The sequence below is a fragment of the Streptomyces similanensis genome (genome assembly GCF_039543625.1).
GTDB classification, from domain to species: Bacteria; Actinomycetota; Actinomycetes; order Streptomycetales; family Streptomycetaceae; genus Streptomyces; species Streptomyces similanensis.
In genome coordinates this window covers 27503-45450 of the sequence record NZ_BAABKC010000047.1, presented here as the reverse complement: position 1 = coordinate 45450, position 17948 = coordinate 27503, and the positions used below count along the sequence as shown (strand labels likewise).

The window sequence follows — 17948 nt, the reverse complement described above, 5'->3', positions numbered from 1 at the left end:
GACGGCGGAGTTTGGGAACGGCCGGTGGACGCGCCCCCTCCGCTGAGGCCGTAGGTTGACGGAGTGAGTCAGCACAGGCGGCGCCGTCCTCCGGCGCGAAAGCCGCGGCGCGGGCGGGTCCTGGCCGCCGGGGCGTTAGCGGTCACGGCCGGCCTCGGCGTCGCGCTCGGCGTCGGCGCGTTCGACGGCGACGGGTCCCCGGCGGGACCGGCGCGCGGCGCGCCCGAGGCGTCCGCCGCGTCCGCCGCCTCCTCGTCTCCGGCCTCGGCGAGCCCGACCCGCGCCTACCCCCTCTCCAAGGCCCCGCGCACCATCCCGGCCGTCCGCGCGCACACCGCCGCCCGCGGCCCCGGCTGGCGCCCGGCCCGCGGCGACCGGGTGGTGGTGACCGACCCGTCCCTGGCCGACGAGGGCCGGCTGACGGCGAGCGAGCTGGGCCTGACCTACGCGGGCGAGCGGACCGACGCCCGCGCCGGGGACGTACGGCTCGCCCTGGCCGGCGCCGGGAGCGGCGGCCCCGAGTCGTACACCCTGACCGTGCGCGGCGGCGCCGTCACCGTCAGCGGGCCCTCCGACGCGGGCGTCTTCTACGGCACCCGCACCCTGAAGCAGGAGGTGCGCGGCGGCGGGACCGCGCCCGAGGGCGTGGTGGACGACGCGCCGGCCAAACCGCGCCGCGGCTTCCTGCTCGACATCGCCCGCAAGCCGTTCACGGCCGACTGGATCGAGGACCGCGTACGGGAACTGGGCGACCTGAAGTACAACGAGCTCGGGCTGCACTTCTCCGACGACCAGAGCTTCCGCGTCCAGTCCGACACGCACCCCGAGATCGTCTCCGCAGACCACCTCACCAAGGCGCAGGTCAAGCGGATCGTGGACCTGGCGGCGAGCCGGCACATCACCGTCGTGCCGGAGATCGACTCGCCCGGCCACCTGGGCGCGGTCATCGCCGCCCACCCCGACCTCCAGCTGCGTGACGCGCGGGGCGTGGCCACCAAGGGCGCCGTCGACATCTCCAAGCCCGCCTCGGCCCGGATCGTCGACGACCTCCTGAACGAGTTCGCGGGCGTCTTCCCCGGCGGCTACTGGCACCTGGGCGGCGACGAGTACCAGGCGCTGACCGTGCGCGACCCCGAGGCGTCCTACCCGCGACTGGCCGCCGCCGCGCGCACGGCGTACGGCTCCGGCGGCACCGTGGCCGACCTCACCACCGGCTGGCTGAACGACCGCGCCGCCACCGTCCGCGCGCACGAGCGCGCCCCGCGCGCCTGGAACGACGGCTTCTTCCGGGACGCCTCCGTGCGGCCGGGCGAGGACATCGAGGTCGCCTACTGGACCGGCAAGGAGTTCGGCGCCCGGCAGCCGGACGCCTATCTGAGCGCCGGCCGCAAGGTGATCAACTACAACGACGAGTTCCTGTACTACGTCCTCGGCGAGCCGCAGACCTTCGTCTACCCGACCGGCCGGCGGATCTACGAGCAGTGGACCCCGCGGGTGCTGCGCGGCACGGAGGCGGTCCCCGCCCGCTACGACGCGCAGATCCTCGGCGGCTCCTTCGCCGTCTGGTGCGACCTGGCGCACTCCCAGACCCAGGACCAGGTGGCGGCCGGCATCCGCATGCCGCTGCGGGCGACCGCCCAGAAACTGTGGGACTCCCGCAAGCCGGCCCTGTCCTGGCCGGACTTCGAGACCCTGGCGAACCACGTGAGCTGACCGCCCCGCCCCCCTGCGGCCACTCACCGCCACCACCGCCACCGCGACGCGCGGGCCGACCGGCCCGCGCGTCGCGCCGTGCCCGCCCGCCGTGCGTGCGGGGCACTGCGCCGCTCGCCGTACGCCCCGCCGGGTGTGGCGCGTGGTTGGCCGGAATCTTTCTCCCGCCGCACCCTCGACTGGGTGTGATCGGCGTGTGACACTACGGGGCGACCGCGGGTGCGGCACCGGTAACCACGGCCTTCCTGGAAGGTCGGGGTCCTGGCGGGGAGGCGAGCATGAGCCTGGTGGAACTGATCGCGCGGGCCGACGAGCGAGGACTGGCCGCCAGCGGGCTGGCTTGTTTGGATCGGTGCGTTCCGCTGCTCGGCGGCGACGACGAGGTGCTGCGCCCGCTGTGGGGCGCCCTGGCGGACGGCTCCGGCGCCGGCTGGTCCGGTCGCCTGGAGCGGGCGCGCGGCGCGCTCGCGGCGGCCGGCCCCGAGGACCCCGCCGAGGACGAGGCCGCGCTGCTGGCCCGCCGGATGCTCGGCACGGCCCCGGCCGCCCCGGCCGCCGACGGCGTACGGGAGTGGGCCGACGCCTGCTCGGTCGCCGCCCTGCGCATCCACCTGCTCCTGGACCCGGCCGCGGACGCCGCCCCGGTCGACGCCCGCCGGCAGGGCCGTACGGACGGCATGTCCCCCTTGGCCGCGGGGGAGCTGCGCCGCCAGATCACGGTCCTGGAACTCCTCGCCGGCCCCGGCCCCGCCGGACTGCGCCAGGCGCTGGCGGTCTCCACGGAGGGCCGCCGGGTGCTGCGCGCGGTGGTCTCCCGCCGGGCCCGCGGCCGGGTGTGACACCGGCCCGGCGGCGGGGTCGCGGCCGGGGGTGACACCGGCCCCGCACCCCGGTGGGGCGGTGATCCTGTGAGCGTCCTGCGGGCATGCTGCGCGGGTCCTGGGCGGGTTGCCGGAACCGGCCGGATCGGCGGTGACGGAACCGGCCCGCGCGGCGCTCAATCCCTATGTGACAGCGCAGCAAGTGACCAATCGGCAGCAGACCAGGCCGCACGCCGCCGCCCGCCCGGCGCGCTGGGCGGCGGACACCGTGGCGGCGATGCGCGAGGGCGCCCGGCTGCGCCTGGACTACTCGGCGCGCAGCCTGTGGCGGGTGGACCGGGTGATCGAGGAGATACGCCGCGAAGGCACGCCGTACGCGGCGGTGGAGAGCGTGCTGCGCGGCTTCGGCGCGTACGCCGGGGAGGTGATCGTCCGCGCGGGCGGCGCCGAGTGGTGGGCGACCGGCGGCGAGCACTGGGTGCGCACCGCGGACGGGCGGTTCTGGGACCCGGTGGACGAGGCCCGGCGCTGCTACGGCGGCCACGGGTCGCTGCGGCTGCTGTGCCGGGAGGCGCTGGAAGCGGGCCGGGGCCGGGCCTGAGCGGCCGCCGCCCCGCCGCCGCGGCTGTGACACTTCCGCCGGACCCGGCGCTGATCGCCTTGGGGGCGTGCGCACCGGTCGCCGGGCCGCGCACCCGCGAGGACCCGCTACGGACGAGGACGGTTCTTGGGCCAGGGCCAGGGCCAAGGAAGGGACGCCCGCCGCGCGCAGGCGTACGACGCCGACCTGGGCGCGGCCGTCGCGCGGGCCCAGGACGGTGACGAGGACGCGTTCGCGGTGGCCTACCGGCTCGTACAGCCCGGCCTGCTCGCCTACCTGCGCACGCTCGTCGGCGACGAGGCCGAGGACGTGGCCGCCGACGCCTGGCTGGAGACGGCCCGCGACCTCGCGCGCTTCCGGGGCGACGGGGCGGGGTTCCGCGGCTGGACGGCGACCATCGCCCGGCACCGGGCGCTGGACCACCTGCGCCGGCGGCGGTCCCGGCCGCGCGGCGCCGCGCTGGAACCGGAGGAACTGGACCTGCCGGGCCCGGACAGCACCCACGACCAGGCCATGGAGTCCATCGGCACCGCCCACGCGCTCGCCCTGGTCCGCCGGCTGCCCCGCGACCAGGCCGAGGCGGTGCTGCTGCGGGTGGTCGTCGGCCTCGACGGACCGTCCGCCGCCCGCGTCCTGCACAAGCGGCCGGGCGCCGTCCGCACCGCCGCCCACCGGGGCCTGCGACGCCTGGCCGAGCAACTCGCCGCCGACGAGGCGCCGACCGGGAGCGAGGGCCGGGAAGAGGACGGGTGAGCCACCGAGGCGACGGCCGGGGCCGCCCTCCTGGCCCGAGAGAGCCGTAACACGGATCTGAACAGGTATTTCATCGTCCGGGCGGGAGCCCTCGTTTACCGCTTGGTCATGCGGCCGACGCCGGCTCTGCTCTGCGAGCAGCCGAGTGACGACGCAAGCGGACTACTCCAGCACGACTTTGTTCGTCGAAGTAGACTTAGACGCAAATGGTCGCAGTCGAGATAGGGGAGGGCGAGTGGAGAACAGCCTGCCGGCGAAGCCGGACGATGTGGTCGACCGGGACCGGGAGTGGGGTCTGCTCGCGGAGTTCCTCACCGATCCGGACCCGGCGATGCGGCTCGGTATCGTGTCGGGGCGTCGGCGGCACGGGAAGTCGTACCTTCTGCAGGCCCTGTCCGAGCAGGTCGGCGGTCTGTACGTCACGGCGGTCCGGGAAGAGGGGAGACTGCCCGCGATCCAACGGTTCAGTGACGCGGTCGCCCGGCATGCCGGTCTGAGGCCGGGCAGCCTGCGTCTGGCCGACTGGCGTGACGTGTTGTCCAATGCCCTTGATGTGACGGCCCGCTCGGCGCATCCGCTCTTGGTGATCGACGAGTTGCCCTATCTGCTCCAGCACTCGCCCGAGATCCCGGGACTGCTTCAGCAGCTTTACGACGAACGCCAGCGCGGCGCCCGGCGTGGTGCCGGGCCGGGGCCGCGGCTGATCCTGTGCGGTTCCGCGATGAGCGTCATGCACGAACTGCTCTCGGGAACCAAGCCGCTGCGGGGCCGGGCCGTGGTCGATCTACGGCTGGGCGCCTTCGACTACCGGGACAGCCGGGACTTCTGGCAGATCACCGACCCGTTGACCGCGCTCAAGGTGCACGCGGTCCTCGGCGGGGCGCCCGGCTACCGGCCGGTGGCCGGCCGTCCGCATCCGGACGACGGTTTTGACACGTGGCTCGCCCGAACACTGCTCGATCCAGGCCGGGCGGTGTATTCGCGTACCGAGACCGAGTATCTGTTGCGCGAGGACCCGAGGATCACGCAGCACACCCTGTACTACGACATCCTCACCGCGATCGCGAACGGCGCCACCACACCCAGCAAGATCGGTGCCGCCCTGGAGCGGCCGCGTAATGCCGTCGCTCACCCCCTGGGCGTGCTGGAGTCCACCGGCTACATCCGCCGGGAACAGGACATCCTCCGCTCCAAGCACCCTGCCATCACCCTCGCCGACCCCGTCATCCGCTTCAACCAGCTCATCACCCTTCCCCAGGCCGCCGCCGTGGAGCAGGGCTTCGCCGAGCAGGTCTGGCAGCAGGCGGCCCCGACCTTCAACTCCAAGATCCTCGGGCCGCACTTCGAGGATCTGGCCCGAGACTTCACCCGCCGCTACGCCCACACCCTTCTCCCCGGCGGACTGCCCGGGCCGGTCGGCACCACCGAGGTCGCCGACCAGGCCGCCCGGACCAAGCACGAGATCGATGTCATCGCGCTGGCAGCCGGCGAGCGTCCGCAGGCACCCCGAGTGAAAATCGCGCTGTTGGGCGAAGCGAAGGCGACCGCCGCTCGCCGTGGGACCGGTGACCTGGAACGCCTGGAACGCATCCGTGGCCTGCTCGCGGATCAGGGACACGACACCGCTGCCACCACTCTGGCCCTGTACTCCCTGCACGGCTTCTATCCGGACCTGGTCGACCTGGCCAATCGTCGTGACGACCTTCTTCTGGTCGATCTGCCCGCCCTCTACGGGAGCTGACACCGGCGGGCAGAGCTCGTGCCGCAGCCCCCCGAGTCGGGGGAGCCGAGGGGCGGCAAGTGGACGGTTCAGCGCCTCGTGCTGGACAAGAGCGTCCGACCGGTTGGTCACGCGTTGGCCACGTTGGTCACGGAGTCGGTGCAACGCCGCAAGCCGGAGCCCTGAAACCGAGGCGACGGCCGGGGCCGCCACCCCCCACAGGAGAGGCCCCGGCCGTCGCGTGGCACGGGTCGCGCGGCGGCCCGTACTTCCTACAGCGCCGGGTGTGCGTTTTGCGTCACACCTCACCCCGTAAAGGGTTAGTTGCACGTTGTACGGTCATGGACGTAAGACGGTCGCAAGTCGTACCGTGCGGTGTCGCGCCGAGGGGCGGCGGGCGCGTGCCCCCGCAACCGTCTGCGGCGGCTGCGGCCTCGAACACCGCGACCATCCATTGAGGAACCACGACGGCGAACACCCGGTCCGCGCGAGCGGCGCCGGTCCAGGCGCGAGGAAGGGCACCACGGGGTGCTGGGGGACGACGCGGAGCTGACCGCCGCGGTGCTCGCGGCACAGGACGGGGACGAGACCGCGTTCCGGACTGTGTACCGCGCCGTGCACCCGCGGCTGCTCGGATACACCCGCACGCTGGTCGGCGAGCCGGACGCCGAGGACGTCGCGTCCGAGGCGTGGCTCCAGATAGCCCGTGACCTGCCGCGCTTCAGCGGGGACGCCGACCGGTTCCGCGGCTGGGCCGCCCGGATAGCCCGCAACCGCGCCCTCGACCACATACGCATGCGGGGCCGCCGTCCGGCCATCGGCGGCGACGAAACGGAACTCACCGGCAAGGCCGCCGAGAGCGACACGGCGGGCGAGGCGTTCGAGTCCCTCGCCACCGGCCGCACCCTCTCGCTGATCGCCCGGCTCCCCCAGGACCAGGCCGAGGCCGTCGTGTTGCGCGTGGTCGTGGGGCTGGACGCCAAGACCGCCGCCGAGACGCTGGGCAAGCGGCCGGGCGCTGTCCGCACGGCGGCGCACCGGGGTCTGAAACGGCTCGCGGAACTGCTGGGGGACGATCCGGAAGCCGCCGACGCGCTGGACGCGATGCCGCCGCCGAGGCAACCGAGGGGCCGTGCGGTGACGTCCGCCGGTGTGACGCATACGCGCGCCCGGACGCAGAGGGACATGTGATGGCCGACGAGCAGTACAGGTGGCTGGACCGCGACACGGCGGAGCGACTGCTGCGCGGGGAGCCGCTGGACACCGTCGAGGCGGCCGTCCGCGACCAGGCCGAACGACTCGCCCGGGCGCTGACCGCCCTGGCCGCCGACCCGTACGCCGGCGCCTCGCAGCCCGCCGCGGAACTTCCCGGCGAGGCCGCCGCCCTGGCCGCCTTCCGCAAGGCGACGGCGGACCGGACCGACGCCCGCACGTCCCCCTACGACGCCTACCGCCCCGAGCCCCGGCCCACCCCCGACCCGACGCCCGCGGCGGGCCCGGTCGGCGCGGGCCCGGTCGACGGGGCGATCGGGGACCCGGTCGTGCGGATCGGCGGGCGGGCGCGGCCTCGCGGGCGGGACCGGGCCGGCCGGCGGCCCCGTCGGGGGCGGCCCGTGCATCTCGTGCTGTCCGCCGCGCTGGCCGCCGGCGCGGTGGGCGGCGTCGCCGCGGCGGCCACGACCGGGGTGCTGCCGACGCCGTTCGGCGACGACGACCCAGCGCCCGCGGCCTCCGTCTCCGCCCCGCCCACCCCTGGCCGCCCCGCCGCCACGCTCTCGAACGGCACCCCGAGCGGCGCGCCCGACGCGTCGCCGACCGGCGGCGCCACGGCGGGGTCGTCCGCCGGCGCCCCCGACGAGGACACGGCCCGTGGCGGCGCCGGGACCGCCGGACCCGACGCCACCCCCGGAGCGGGCGGCGACCGGGGCGACGGCTCCGGCGGCCGCCGCGACCCGCTGGCCCTGGCCTGCCGCGACCTCCGCGACGGCAAGGGCCTGGACGCCGTCCGCCGGCACGTCCTGGACGGCGCGGCCGGCGGACCGTCGCGCGTGTGGGCGTACTGCGTCGGCGTCCTCAAGGCGATCGAGGGCCGCGCCCAGGGCCGCGGCACCGGACAGGGCGCGGACGAGGGCGGCGACCACGCCGGACAGGGCGCCGGGAAGGGCCGGGGCAACGGACGCGGCGGCCACGGCGGCGGTCACGGCGGCGACGACGGACAGGGCGGTGACGGCGAAGGACACGACCCGGGCGGTCGCCCCAGGAGGAACCTCCCCCGGACGGACATCGCCACCGCCCCGCCCCTGCTCCGGCTCCTCCCCAAGCCGACGGCGGCCACGACCCCGGCCACCGAGGACCCGGCCCCCGCGCCCACGGACGGAACTCCCGGCGACGGAGCCCCGGACGACGCGACCGCCTCCGACGGAACCCCTTCCGACGGCTCCCCGTGATCCATCTGCCGCATCTCACCGTCTCTGACCTGCGGTTTTCCGAGCCGTGAAAATTTCCTCCCGCGAGGTGTGACGTTTTCGCACGGCGCGGCGCAGTAAGGAGTGAGCCGACTGGTCATCGGCCCTCGCACAGAGCCGGGGTTCCCCCCGTACCTACGGCTCGTGCACACGGCGCGGGCGGGACACGTTCCCCCGGTCCCGCCCGCGCCCCATCGACGCCACCGCGCCGGCCCGCCGGCCCGCGCCGCGCCTCACCGGTACACGACGACCTTGTCGCCCACCTTCACCTGCGCGAACAACCGCGCGATCGCGGCCTCGTCCCGCACGTTGACGCAGCCGTGCGAGCCGCCCGCGTAGCCCCGGGCCGCGAAGTCGGCGGAGTAGTGCACGGCCTGCCCGCCGCTGAAGAACATCGCGTACGGCATCGCCGTGTGGTAGAGCGTCGACACATGGTGGCGGGACTTCCAGTAGACCTGGAACTCGCCCTCCCGGGTCGGCGTGTACTGCGTGCCGAACCGCACCGACATCGTCGAGAGCGTCCGGCCGTCGATCATCCAGCGCAGGGTCCGGCTGGTCTTGTCGACGCACAGCACCCGGCCGGTCAGGCAGTGCGCGTCCGGCGGGCCGGCCGGCTGCCCGCCCATCGGGTACATCTCCCAGGTGGTCGGCTCGCGCGTCATGGCCACCAGCCGCCGCCAGGTGACCGTGTCCGCCCGGCCCGTCGCGGGCAGGCCGCGCCTGCCCTGGAAACCCTTCACCGCCCGCTCCGTCTGCGGGCCGTACGTCCCGTTCGGCACGGCGGCCAGCCAGCCGACCTGCCGCAGCCGGGCCTGGAGCGCGCGGACGGCGCGACCGCTGTCGCCGCGCGACCACAGCACCCGCGCGGGCGGCTCGGACGGCGCGGTGGCCCGCCCCGAGGCGGAGCCCGTACCCGTACTCGCGCCTGTCCGCGCCCCGTCGCCCTTCCCCGGCCGGTCGTCGGTGCCGGTCGGCGCCCGGTGCCGCCCGGCACCCGTACCCGCCGTCCCCGCACCGGTGCCCGCCGGCGCCGTACGCGTACCCGTGCCCGCCGTCCCCGCCCCCGTGTCCCGCACCTCGCAGCCGGACACCGCCAGCAGCGCCAGCACCGCGGCCGCCGCCGCGCCCGCCCTCCCCACGCCCCCGATGCCCCCGATGCGCATACCGCCCCCGCCGTCTCCCCGCCGTCGGCCGCCCGGCGTCCGCCGCGACCGCCCTTCGCCACTCCGCTCGCACGGCCTCTGGGCCGTACACCGGATTCCTCCCCACACGTGACCGGCGGCGAACCACGGGGAAGGGTGGGAAACGAGGAGAGACGGGAAACCGGTCGGTGAGCGGGCGGCCCAGGACGCGGAGGCACACCATGGCACGCGAGTCGGAGTCCGCACGGCCCATCGAGCCCGTCTACGGGCCCGACGCCCTCGCGCACTGGGACCCGGCCGGGAAGCTGGGCGAGCCCGGCGCGTACCCGTTCACCCGCGGCGTGTACCCGACGATGTACACCGGCCGCCCCTGGACCATGCGCCAGTACGCCGGCTTCGGCACGGCCGCCGAGTCCAACGCCCGCTACCGGCGGCTCATCGCCCACGGCACCACGGGCCTGTCCGTCGCCTTCGACCTGCCCACCCAGATGGGCCACGACTCCGACGCCCCGATCGCGCACGGCGAGGTCGGCCGGGTCGGCGTGGCCGTCGACTCGATCGACGACATGCGGACGCTGTTCGACGGGATCCCACTGGACCGGGTCTCCACGTCCATGACCATCAACGCGCCCGCCGCGCTGCTGCTCCTGCTGTACCAGCTGGTCGCCGAGGAGCAGGGCGTCCCGGCTAACCGGCTCACCGGCACCGTCCAGAACGACGTGCTCAAGGAGTACATCGCGCGCGGCACGTACATCTTCCCGCCCCGGCCGTCGCTGCGGCTGACCGCGGACGTCTTCCGGTACTGCGGCGCCGGGATGCCGAAGTGGAACACCATCTCCATCTCCGGCTACCACATGGCGGAGGCGGGCGCCTCGCCCGTGCAGGAGATCGCGTTCACGCTCGCCGACGGCATCGAGTACGTCCGCACGGCGATCGCCGCCGGCATGGACGTGGACGACTTCGCGCCGCGCCTGTCCTTCTTCTTCGTGGCCCGCAGCACCCTGCTGGAGGAGGTCGCCAAGTTCCGCGCCGCCCGCCGGATCTGGGCCCGCGTCATGCGGGAGGAGTTCGGCGCGCGGAACCCCAGGTCGCTGATGCTGCGCTTCCACACCCAGACGGCGGGCGTGCAGCTGACCGCCCAGCAGCCCGAGGTCAACCTGGTCCGGGTCGCCGTCCAGGCGCTGGCGGCGGTGCTCGGCGGCACCCAGTCGCTGCACACCAACTCCTTCGACGAGGCGCTCGCCCTGCCGACCGACAGGAGCGCCCGGCTCGCCCTGCGCACCCAGCAGGTCCTCGCCCACGAGACGGACGTGACCGCCACCGTCGACCCGTTCGCCGGCTCCTACGCCGTCGAGTCGCTGACCGACGACGTGGAGGCCGCCGCTCTGGAGCTGATGCGGAGGGTGGAGGATCTCGGCGGCGCGGTCGCCGCCATCGAGCGCGGCTTCCAGAAGGGCGAGATCGAACGCAACGCCTACCGGATCGCCCGGGAGACCGACTCCGGCGAACGGGTCGTCGTCGGCGTCAACCGGTTCCGGCTGGACGAGGAGGAGCCGTACGAGCCGCTGCGCGTCGACCCCGCGATCGAGGCCCGGCAGGCCGAACGCCTCGCCGCGCTGCGCGCCGACCGCGACCAGCCCGCGGTGGACGCCGCCCTCGCCGCCCTCAAGGAGACCGCCGCGGGCCGGGACAACGTCCTGTACCCCATGAAGCGAGCCCTCCGCGCCCGCGCCACGGTGGGCGAGGTGTGCGGAGCGCTACGGGAGGTGTGGGGCGCCCACGTCCCCACAGACACCCTCTGAACTGCGGTGATCCCTCGAATGGGTGATCGGGGGCGGAAAACGCCCACGGCCGGTTACTCTCATGAAGACTGCTTCCGAAAGGAGGGTGCCGTGGCTGTGATGCTGCACGAGTCGTCGCTCGCCGATGCTGCCGACCGGCTCTGGGAGGAGCTGCCCGGTCACCGGGTGGAGATTCTCAACGGGAGCATTGTCGTGACACCACCGCCGGACGGCTCGCATCAGGAGAGTTGCTACGAAATCGCTCACCTGTTCAGGGAAGCCGGCGCTCGGAAGGCCGGGATCCGGGCCGTCCCCGGCATCGGCCTGTGGCTGCCGACCGGACCGGACGACTACGCGGTGCCGGACGTGTCCGTGGTCGACGACGACTACAAGGACGCGCTCGTGGAGAAGAACTGCTACGCGCCCCACGTCTTCCGCCTGGTCCTGGAAGTCACCTCGTCCAACTGGACCCAGGACACGGCGACCAAGGTCGACGTCTACGCGCGAGCCGGCATCCCCGTCTATGTGATCGCCGATCGCAGACATGACGAGGTCCTTCTCTACACCGCCCCCACCGACGGAAAGTATCCCGAGCCCGAACGCTTCAAGCGCGGCCAGTCCGTGCCGCTGCCGTCGTCCGTCGGCGTGGCCCTCGACCTCGCCGTCGACACCCTCCTCGACGGCAGCGGCTGAACCCGGCGTCTCGTCCCGCGGACCCCCTGCCGGAGTCTCGTACCCGCGTGCGAGACTCCCTGGCATGTTCGGCGTCATCGATCTCCCCACCTATCTGGCGGGTCTCGTCCTCATCGTCCTGCTTCCCGGACCCAACTCGCTCTACGTGCTGTCCGTGGCCGCGCGGCGCGGTGTGCGGGCCGGATACACCGCCGCGGCCGGCGTCTGGTGCGGGGACACCGTGCTGATGACGCTGTCGGCCGCCGGGGTCGCCTCCCTGCTCCAGGCGAACGACGTGCTCTTCGGGATCGTGAAGTACGCCGGCGCCGGCTATCTGACCTGGCTCGCGATCGGGATGATGCGGGCCGCCTGGTCGATGTGGCGGACGCGGCGCGAGAGGTCCCTGGAGACGGCCGCCGCCGCGCCCGCGGCCACCGACGAGCGCCCCTACCGCCGCGCCTTCGTCGTCAGCCTGTTCAACCCCAAGGCCATTTTGTTCTTCGTCGCCTTCTTCGTTCAGTTCGTCGACCCGGGATACGCCTACCCGGCTCTCTCCTTCGTCGTCCTGGGCGCCTTCGCGCAGGTCGCCAGCTTCCTCTACCTCAGCGCCCTGATCTTCGGCGGCACCAAGCTCGCCGCCGCCTTCCGCCGCCGCAAGCGCCTGTCGGCGTGGGCGACCTCGGCGGCGGGCGCGCTGTTCCTCGGCTTCGCGGTCAAGCTGTCGCTGGCCAGCACGTGACGCGTGACGGGTGACGGGTGACAGGTGACGGGTAACGCGTGACGCGCGGCCCCGCCCGCGTCAGCGGCCCATCGCGCGGCCCAGGGCGCGGGCGCGCCGCGCCATCCGCCGTACCGCCGCGTTGCGCGGTATGAAGCCCAGCTGCACCGGGATGCCGCCGGGCAGCGCCAGCGAGGTGAGCCGGCGGCGCTTGAAGTAGCGGCGGGCGTGGGTGTCGAGGTGCGCGGCCAGGTACCGTTCCGCGGCCGGGCGCAGATCCGGGCGGATGCGCGGCTGCATCGCGAACGACACCGCCTCGACCAGCTCGCTCAGCGCCTCCACGGTCATGCCCCGCCGCTGCCCCGTCACCGCCTCGCGGTCGTCCAGGCCGGGCAGCAGCGCGTCCACGATCGTCACCGGGACGCGATTGCTGTTCTCGTACGGGGTCAGCCGCTCCAGCAGCGTGCCGGTGCCGGTGCGGGCGACCGGCAGCCCGTACAGCGCCGACGCGGTGAGCAGCGCGGTGGAGAAGCAGCCGACGACCAGCGCCGGCCGGGTGTGCTCGTACAGCACCTCGGCGAGGACCGGTGTGTCCAGCACCGTCAGCTCGGCGCCCAGCGTCCCGGCCTCCTCGCGCAGCGCCCGCGACCAGCCGGCCGGCGCCGAAGGGTGCGGTTTGAACACCACCCGGGTGTGGCCGAGCGCGACCGCGCCCCGCAGCATCCGCAGGTGCAGCCGCTCCTCCTCCTCGGCGGTGAGGATGCCGAGCGCGGAGAGGTACTGCCCGAGCAGCAGCGCGGGTTCCTCCGGCAGAGCGGGCAACTCTGACGCCGTGCCGCCGAGTTCGCCCAGCACCTTCAGGAAGGCGTCGGTGGGGACGAGTTCCGGCTCGACGCCGAACTCGGTCAGCAGCACCGGCTTCAGACCCGGCACCAGGTCCAGGTGCAGCAGGCGGTCGATCCGGGTGCCGACCAGCGGGTCGAGCTTGTTGCGGGTGGGGCCGTAGCTCATCAGGCCGTCGGCGTAGACGGTGACGGGCGCCCCGGTGAAGATCTGGCAGACCGCGAGCGCCGGGTTGACCTGGATCGACTCGACGGCCAGCTCGATCTCGTCGTCGCCCAGCCCCCACAGCGGCCGCAGGTGCCGCTCCCACAGCGGCACGTCGTCCGGGCGCGGCGCCCAGTCGCCGGGGTGCAGCGGGGCGATGGTCTCGTTCCACGACACCACGTCGTCGAACCGGTCGCGCAGCCGCTCGAAGCCGGGCAGCCGGTCCAGCGGCGGCGCGGTCTCGGGCGTCGCCGCGTTGTTGCTCACCAGCAGGATCCGCCGGTCGGCGGCGCCGAAGCAGTCGGAGTCGAGTGCGGCGGCGAGCGTGGCGACGCCGTACAGCGTCGACGCCAGGAAGATCTGCGTCCTCACGCGGCGGCCCCCGTCGCGGCCGGGCGGCGGCGCAGCCGGCGCAGCCGGGTCGCCCGCTGCACGTCCATCGAGTCCAGTGCCGCGTCCAGGACGTCCTGCGGCATGCGCCGCAGCGCGGCCGCGCTGCGCGACTTCAGTTTCCGTGCCACCGCCGGTTCGAACCTCCGGATGGTTCCCAGGTGATGGGAGATGATCGCGCAGTAGGTGCGCACCGCCTTGGGCAGCAGCCGGTCCGCCTCCCGGTCCCGGGCCGTCTCCTCGACGACCTGGTCGAAGGCGCGGATGAAGTCGAGCTGGCGCACGTCGCCGATCTGCGTCAGCGAGGAGGCGACGCCGCGCCGGTAGTGCACGCCGAGCAGCCCCACCACGGCGAAGGACTCCGCCTCCCGGTGCAGCTTCCAGATCCACGGCCGGTCCTCGGCCGTGCGCAGCCCGTCGGTGAAGTGCAGCAGGCCCCGGTCGACCAGACGGCGGTGGTAGATCCCGGCCCAGGCGTAGGGGTAGTCGACGGAGGTGGAGCGGTCGGCCGGCAGGATCACCGAGCGCGGGTCGAGCACCACCGAACGCCGGCCGTGCGGCACCCGGTGGACGGTGCGCGCCCGCCCGGTGCACTGGACGTGGTCGGTGCGCACGAAGTCGCAGCCCAGCGCCTCGATCTCGGACAGCAGCCGCTGGTAGTAGCCCGGCGCGAGCCAGTCGTCGCCGTCCAGGAACGTCAGGTACTCGCCGCGCGCCCGGTCGATCCCGGTGTTGCGCGCGGTCGCCAGCCCTCCGTTCCGTTCGTGCCGGACGCACACCGCGCCCGGCAGTTCGCGCCGCGCACGCGCGAGAATGTCCGGGGTCCCGTCGCGCGAGCAGTCGTCGACGAGAATGAATTCGAAGTCGTCGCGCGCGTTCGCACGCAGACTCTTCAAGGTGTCGGGCGCGTATTGCTGCACGTTGTAGAACGGCACGATGACGGAGAGCTTGACCACGCGAATGACGTTAGGGCGTGGCTCCCGCCTGCGTCTTTACCCGCAGTTTGACCCGGGGTGAACGGCGCGTGGCGATGCCGTGAACCAGGGCCCGCGGCAAGCCGGCCCGGGCTCGATTCGCCGTCCGGCGGTGTGCTGTTAACCGTTTGTTGCCGCTCGGTTGGGCCGGACCTAGAAATGCCTTCCTACGGTCTTCGACGTGCCAGCAAGAACGAAGAAGGCCCGGCGGGTCGCCGTTCTCGCGGATTCCGACACCCGGTGGAAATGGGGGGCGCTCACCGCGTCCCGCATCGTTTCCGCCCCGCCACAGGGCTCAGGCGACACGGCCGAGCCCGGCGGACCGGGTGCACCGGGCCTCCGCCTCGACGGATACCTCCTGCGAGGCCGAGCCACCCCCACCGCCCGCCAGTTGACGGAGGTCGGCGTCCACGCCGACTCGCTGCGCGAGGTGACCGCCGTCGAGTTCCTGCGCGCCATGGCCGCCGACGCCGACGCCGACGGCGACGCCGACGTTGAGGAGCCGTACGACGTCGTGGTCCTCGCCCTCGTGGGCGGCGGCGTGCAGGCGATGCTGCACGGGCTGAAGCGGGTGTGGCAGGGCCGCGCGCGCCGTCCCGTCGTCGTCACCGGCTACGTGGGCGTCGTCTACGAGAAGCTCGCCGACGGCCTGCTGCTGCGGCACGGCGCCGACCTCGTCCTCGCCAACTCCCGCCAGGACGCGGACCGTTTCCGGGCCGTGTACGAGGGCGTGGGCGCCGACGCCTCGGCGGTCACCGAGGTGGCGCTGCCGTTCCTCGGCGGCACGCCCTACCAGGGGCCGAACGACCCGTACACGGTGGTGTTCGCCGCGCAGCCCTCCGTGCCGGCCGGCCGCGCGGAGCGCGCCTACCTGCTGGACCGGCTGATCCGGCACGCCGCCGCGCACCCCGAGCGCGAGGTGCTGCTCAAGCTGCGCTCCCGGCCCGGCGAGCACACCACCCACATCGAGGAACTGCCCTACCAGAAGCTGGCGCAGAAGACCGACCTGCCGCCCAACCTCCGCCTCGTCTACGGGCACATGGGCGAGGTCCTGGACCGCACCGACCTGCTGGTCACGGTCAGCTCCACGGCCGCCCTGGAGGCGCTGCACCGCCGCATCCCCACCGCCGTCCTCACCGACCTGGGCGTGCGCGAGGTGCTCGGCAACCACCACTTCACCGGCTCCGGCTGCCTGGCCTCCTGGGAGCAGCTGGACGCCGGGCACCGCCCGGTGCCCGACGAGGAGTGGCTGGCCCGCCAGGGCGTGGCCGCCGGCGGCCACGCCGGGGGACACCTCGCCGAGGACGGCTCCGCCGCGGGGGAAAGCTCGACTGGGGCAGACCCCGCTCAGGGAAGCCCCGCCGGAGGCGGCCCCGCCGCGGGCGGCGCGTACGCCACCGCCTTCGACACGGCGCGCGAGCGCATCGCGACGCTGCTGGCGGCGCCCGGCGGACTGCCGCCCCTGGACCCGTACTACACGGCCGCGACCGCGCCCGGCTACCTGCCCGGCATCCTCGCCCGCCACCACCTCGGCCCCGACGGCGCCCCGCTGTCCGGCGCGCCGGCTCCCGGCCGGGAGCCCGGTCCGGTCCGGCAGATCGTGCGCCGGGCCGCGCGGGGCGCCTACCGGCACGGCGTGCAGCGCGTCGCGCCCGTCATCCGGCGGATGGGCGACCTGTGAACCGCCTCCCGGCCCGACCTCAAGGAGCAGCCCCCATGTCCCACCCGGAAGCGAACGGCCCGGCGGCGAACGGCCTGGCGGCGAACGGCCCGGCGGCGGGCGAGCGGGCGGCGGGCGAGCGGGCGGCGTCCCCGGCGGCCGGCCCGTACGGCCCGCGGGCGGACCTGGGCGCCGCCGTGCGGCGGGTGCTCGCGGTGATCCCCGCGCGCGGCGGGTCCAAGGGCGTGCCCGCCAAGAACCTCGCCTCCGTGGGCGGCGTACCGCTGGTCGCCCGCGCGGTGCGCGCGTGCCGCGCCGCCCGGCTGGTGACGGACGTGGTGGTCTCCACCGACGACGCGGCCATCGCCGCCGCGGCCCGCGAGGCCGGCGCCGAGGTGGTCTCGCGCCCGGTCGCGATAGCCGGCGACACGGCCACCTCCGAGTCGGCCGTGCTGCACGCCCTGGACGCCCACGAGGCGCACGGCGGCCGCGTGGACGTCGTGCTCCTGGTCCAGTGCACCAGCCCCTTCGTCGCCCGCGAGGACGTCGACTCAGTGGCCCGCGCGATCGTCGAGAACGGCGCGGACACCGCCGTGACCGTCGCCCCCTTCCACGGTTTCGTCTGGCGCGACGCCGAGGACGAGGCGGCGGCCGGCAGCGTCCCGGAGGCCGCGGCCGCGACCGGCGGCGGCTACGGCGTCAACCACGACAAGGCCGTCCGCCCGCGCCGCCAGGACCGCCCCCAGGACCTGCTGGAGACCGGCGCCGCCTACGCGATGACCGCCGCCGGCTTCCGCGAGCACCGCCACCGCTTCTTCGGCCGCACCGAACTCGTGCGCACCGACCCGGCCCGGGTCCTGGAGATCGACGACCCGCACGACCTGGCCCGCGCCCGCGCCCTCGCCCCGCTCCTCGACGCCGACCTCCCCCGCACGCCCGACCCCGCGGCAGGCGGCGCCGCCCTGGGCGCCCTGCCGACGCTCGCCGACGTCGACGCGGTGGTCCTCGACTTCGACGGCACCCAGACCGACGACCGGGTGCTGATCGACTCCGACGGACGCGAGTTCGTCTCCGTCCACCGCGGCGACGGCCTCGGCATCGCCGCCCTGCGCAGGAGCGGCCTGCGCCTGCTGATCCTCTCCACGGAGGAGAACCCGGTCGTCGCCGCCCGCGCCCGCAAGCTGCGGCTGCCCGTGCTGCACGGCATCGACCGCAAGGACCTCGCCCTCAAGCAGTGGTGCGAGGAACAGGGCATCGCGCCCGAACGCGTGCTCTACGTCGGCAACGACGTCAACGACCTGCCCTGCTTCGGCCTCGTCGGCTGGCCCGTGGCCGTGGCCAGCGCCCACGACGCCGTACGCGGCGCCGCCCGGGCCGTCACCACCGTCCCCGGCGGCGACGGCGCCGTCCGGGAGATCGCCGGCTGGCTCCTCGGCCCCTCGCTGACCCCCGCCTTCCCCACCCCCGAACCCCTCACCAGCAAGTAAGGAC

General features: G+C 74.5%; 15 protein-coding genes. 12 read left to right on the top strand and 3 right to left on the bottom strand.

Annotated elements, in window-relative coordinates; genetic code table 11:
* Window positions 1-63: 63 nt before the first annotated feature.
* From ABEB07_RS17085 to ABEB07_RS17055, 7 genes are all read left to right on the top strand, one after another.
* Window positions 64-1713 carry a beta-N-acetylhexosaminidase gene (locus ABEB07_RS17085; protein WP_345669118.1) on the top strand — a complete coding sequence of 550 codons (1650 nt, stop codon included), beginning with the start codon at window positions 64-66 and terminating at the stop codon, window positions 1711-1713.
* Between the two features lie 278 nt (window positions 1714-1991).
* The gene (locus ABEB07_RS17080) at window positions 1992-2552 is read left to right on the top strand and encodes a hypothetical protein (RefSeq protein WP_345669117.1); all 561 of its coding nucleotides are present in this window, start codon (window positions 1992-1994) and stop codon (window positions 2550-2552) included.
* A 184-nt stretch (window positions 2553-2736) separates the two neighbouring features.
* On the top strand, window positions 2737-3135 hold the full coding sequence (locus tag ABEB07_RS17075; RefSeq protein ID WP_345669148.1) for a hypothetical protein: 399 nt from the start codon (window positions 2737-2739) through the stop codon (window positions 3133-3135).
* A 126-nt stretch (window positions 3136-3261) separates the two neighbouring features.
* Window positions 3262-3888 carry an RNA polymerase sigma factor gene (locus tag ABEB07_RS17070; protein WP_345669116.1) on the top strand — a complete coding sequence of 209 codons (627 nt, stop codon included), beginning with the start codon at window positions 3262-3264 and terminating at the stop codon, window positions 3886-3888.
* Window positions 3889-4123: 235 nt separating this feature from the next.
* The gene (locus tag ABEB07_RS17065) at window positions 4124-5629 is read left to right on the top strand and encodes an ATP-binding protein (protein ID WP_345669115.1); all 1506 of its coding nucleotides are present in this window, start codon (window positions 4124-4126) and stop codon (window positions 5627-5629) included.
* A gap of 507 nt (window positions 5630-6136) precedes the next feature.
* Window positions 6137-6799 carry an RNA polymerase sigma factor gene (locus ABEB07_RS17060; protein ID WP_176150228.1) on the top strand — a complete coding sequence of 221 codons (663 nt, stop codon included), beginning with the start codon at window positions 6137-6139 and terminating at the stop codon, window positions 6797-6799.
* Window positions 6799-8055, top strand: a complete 1257-nt coding sequence (locus ABEB07_RS17055; protein WP_345669114.1) for an extensin — start codon at window positions 6799-6801, stop codon at window positions 8053-8055. The genes ABEB07_RS17060 and ABEB07_RS17055 overlap by 1 nt, the downstream gene beginning before the upstream one ends.
* Before the next feature lie 251 nt (window positions 8056-8306).
* On the opposite strand, the gene ABEB07_RS17050 is transcribed toward ABEB07_RS17055, so the two are convergent.
* The gene (locus ABEB07_RS17050; protein WP_345669113.1) at window positions 8307-9236 is read right to left on the bottom strand and encodes a L,D-transpeptidase family protein; all 930 of its coding nucleotides are present in this window, start codon (window positions 9234-9236) and stop codon (window positions 8307-8309) included.
* A 200-nt stretch (window positions 9237-9436) separates the two neighbouring features.
* On the opposite strand from ABEB07_RS17050, the gene ABEB07_RS17045 reads away from it, so the two are divergent.
* From ABEB07_RS17045 to leuE, 3 genes are all read left to right on the top strand, one after another.
* Window positions 9437-11017 carry an acyl-CoA mutase large subunit family protein gene (locus ABEB07_RS17045; RefSeq protein WP_345669112.1) on the top strand — a complete coding sequence of 527 codons (1581 nt, stop codon included), beginning with the start codon at window positions 9437-9439 and terminating at the stop codon, window positions 11015-11017.
* 90 nt (window positions 11018-11107) lie between these two features.
* Complete coding sequence (locus ABEB07_RS17040; protein ID WP_345669111.1) at window positions 11108-11689, top strand: Uma2 family endonuclease; 582 nt, start codon at window positions 11108-11110, stop codon at window positions 11687-11689.
* 64 nt (window positions 11690-11753) lie between these two features.
* Window positions 11754-12407: a leucine efflux protein LeuE gene (gene leuE, locus ABEB07_RS17035; RefSeq protein WP_345669110.1), complete on the top strand. Its 654-nt coding sequence runs from the start codon at window positions 11754-11756 to the stop codon at window positions 12405-12407.
* Between the two features lie 60 nt (window positions 12408-12467).
* On the opposite strand, the gene ABEB07_RS17030 is transcribed toward leuE, so the two are convergent.
* Window positions 12468-13805: a polysialyltransferase family glycosyltransferase gene (locus ABEB07_RS17030; protein WP_176150233.1), complete on the bottom strand. Its 1338-nt coding sequence runs from the start codon at window positions 13803-13805 to the stop codon at window positions 12468-12470.
* The gene (locus ABEB07_RS17025) at window positions 13802-14779 is read right to left on the bottom strand and encodes a glycosyltransferase family 2 protein (protein ID WP_345669109.1); all 978 of its coding nucleotides are present in this window, start codon (window positions 14777-14779) and stop codon (window positions 13802-13804) included. The genes ABEB07_RS17030 and ABEB07_RS17025 overlap by 4 nt, the downstream gene beginning before the upstream one ends.
* A gap of 199 nt (window positions 14780-14978) precedes the next feature.
* Here ABEB07_RS17025 and ABEB07_RS17020 point away from each other — a divergent pair, with 199 nt between their 5' ends.
* Together ABEB07_RS17020 and ABEB07_RS17015 are read left to right on the top strand one after the other, a co-directional pair.
* Entirely contained in the window at window positions 14979-16478 is a 1500-nt protein-coding gene (locus tag ABEB07_RS17020; RefSeq protein ID WP_345669108.1) for a DUF6716 putative glycosyltransferase, read from the top strand.
* A gap of 176 nt (window positions 16479-16654) precedes the next feature.
* Complete coding sequence (locus ABEB07_RS17015; protein WP_345669147.1) at window positions 16655-17944, top strand: N-acylneuraminate cytidylyltransferase; 1290 nt, start codon at window positions 16655-16657, stop codon at window positions 17942-17944.
* Window positions 17945-17948: the final 4 nt, after the last annotated feature.

Bases quoted from the DNA above. Each gene is read 5' to 3' on its own strand.
- ABEB07_RS17080 (WP_345669117.1), top strand. From the start codon at position 1,992: ATGAGCCTGGTGGAACTGATCGCGCGGGCCGACGAGCGAGGACTGGCC.
- ABEB07_RS17055 (WP_345669114.1), top strand. From the start codon at position 6,799: ATGGCCGACGAGCAGTACAGGTGGCTGGACCGCGACACGGCGGAGCGA.
- leuE (WP_345669110.1), top strand. From the start codon at position 11,754: ATGTTCGGCGTCATCGATCTCCCCACCTATCTGGCGGGTCTCGTCCTC.
- ABEB07_RS17045 (WP_345669112.1), top strand. From the start codon at position 9,437: ATGGCACGCGAGTCGGAGTCCGCACGGCCCATCGAGCCCGTCTACGGG.
- ABEB07_RS17050 (WP_345669113.1), bottom strand. From the start codon at position 9,236: ATGCGCATCGGGGGCATCGGGGGCGTGGGGAGGGCGGGCGCGGCGGCG.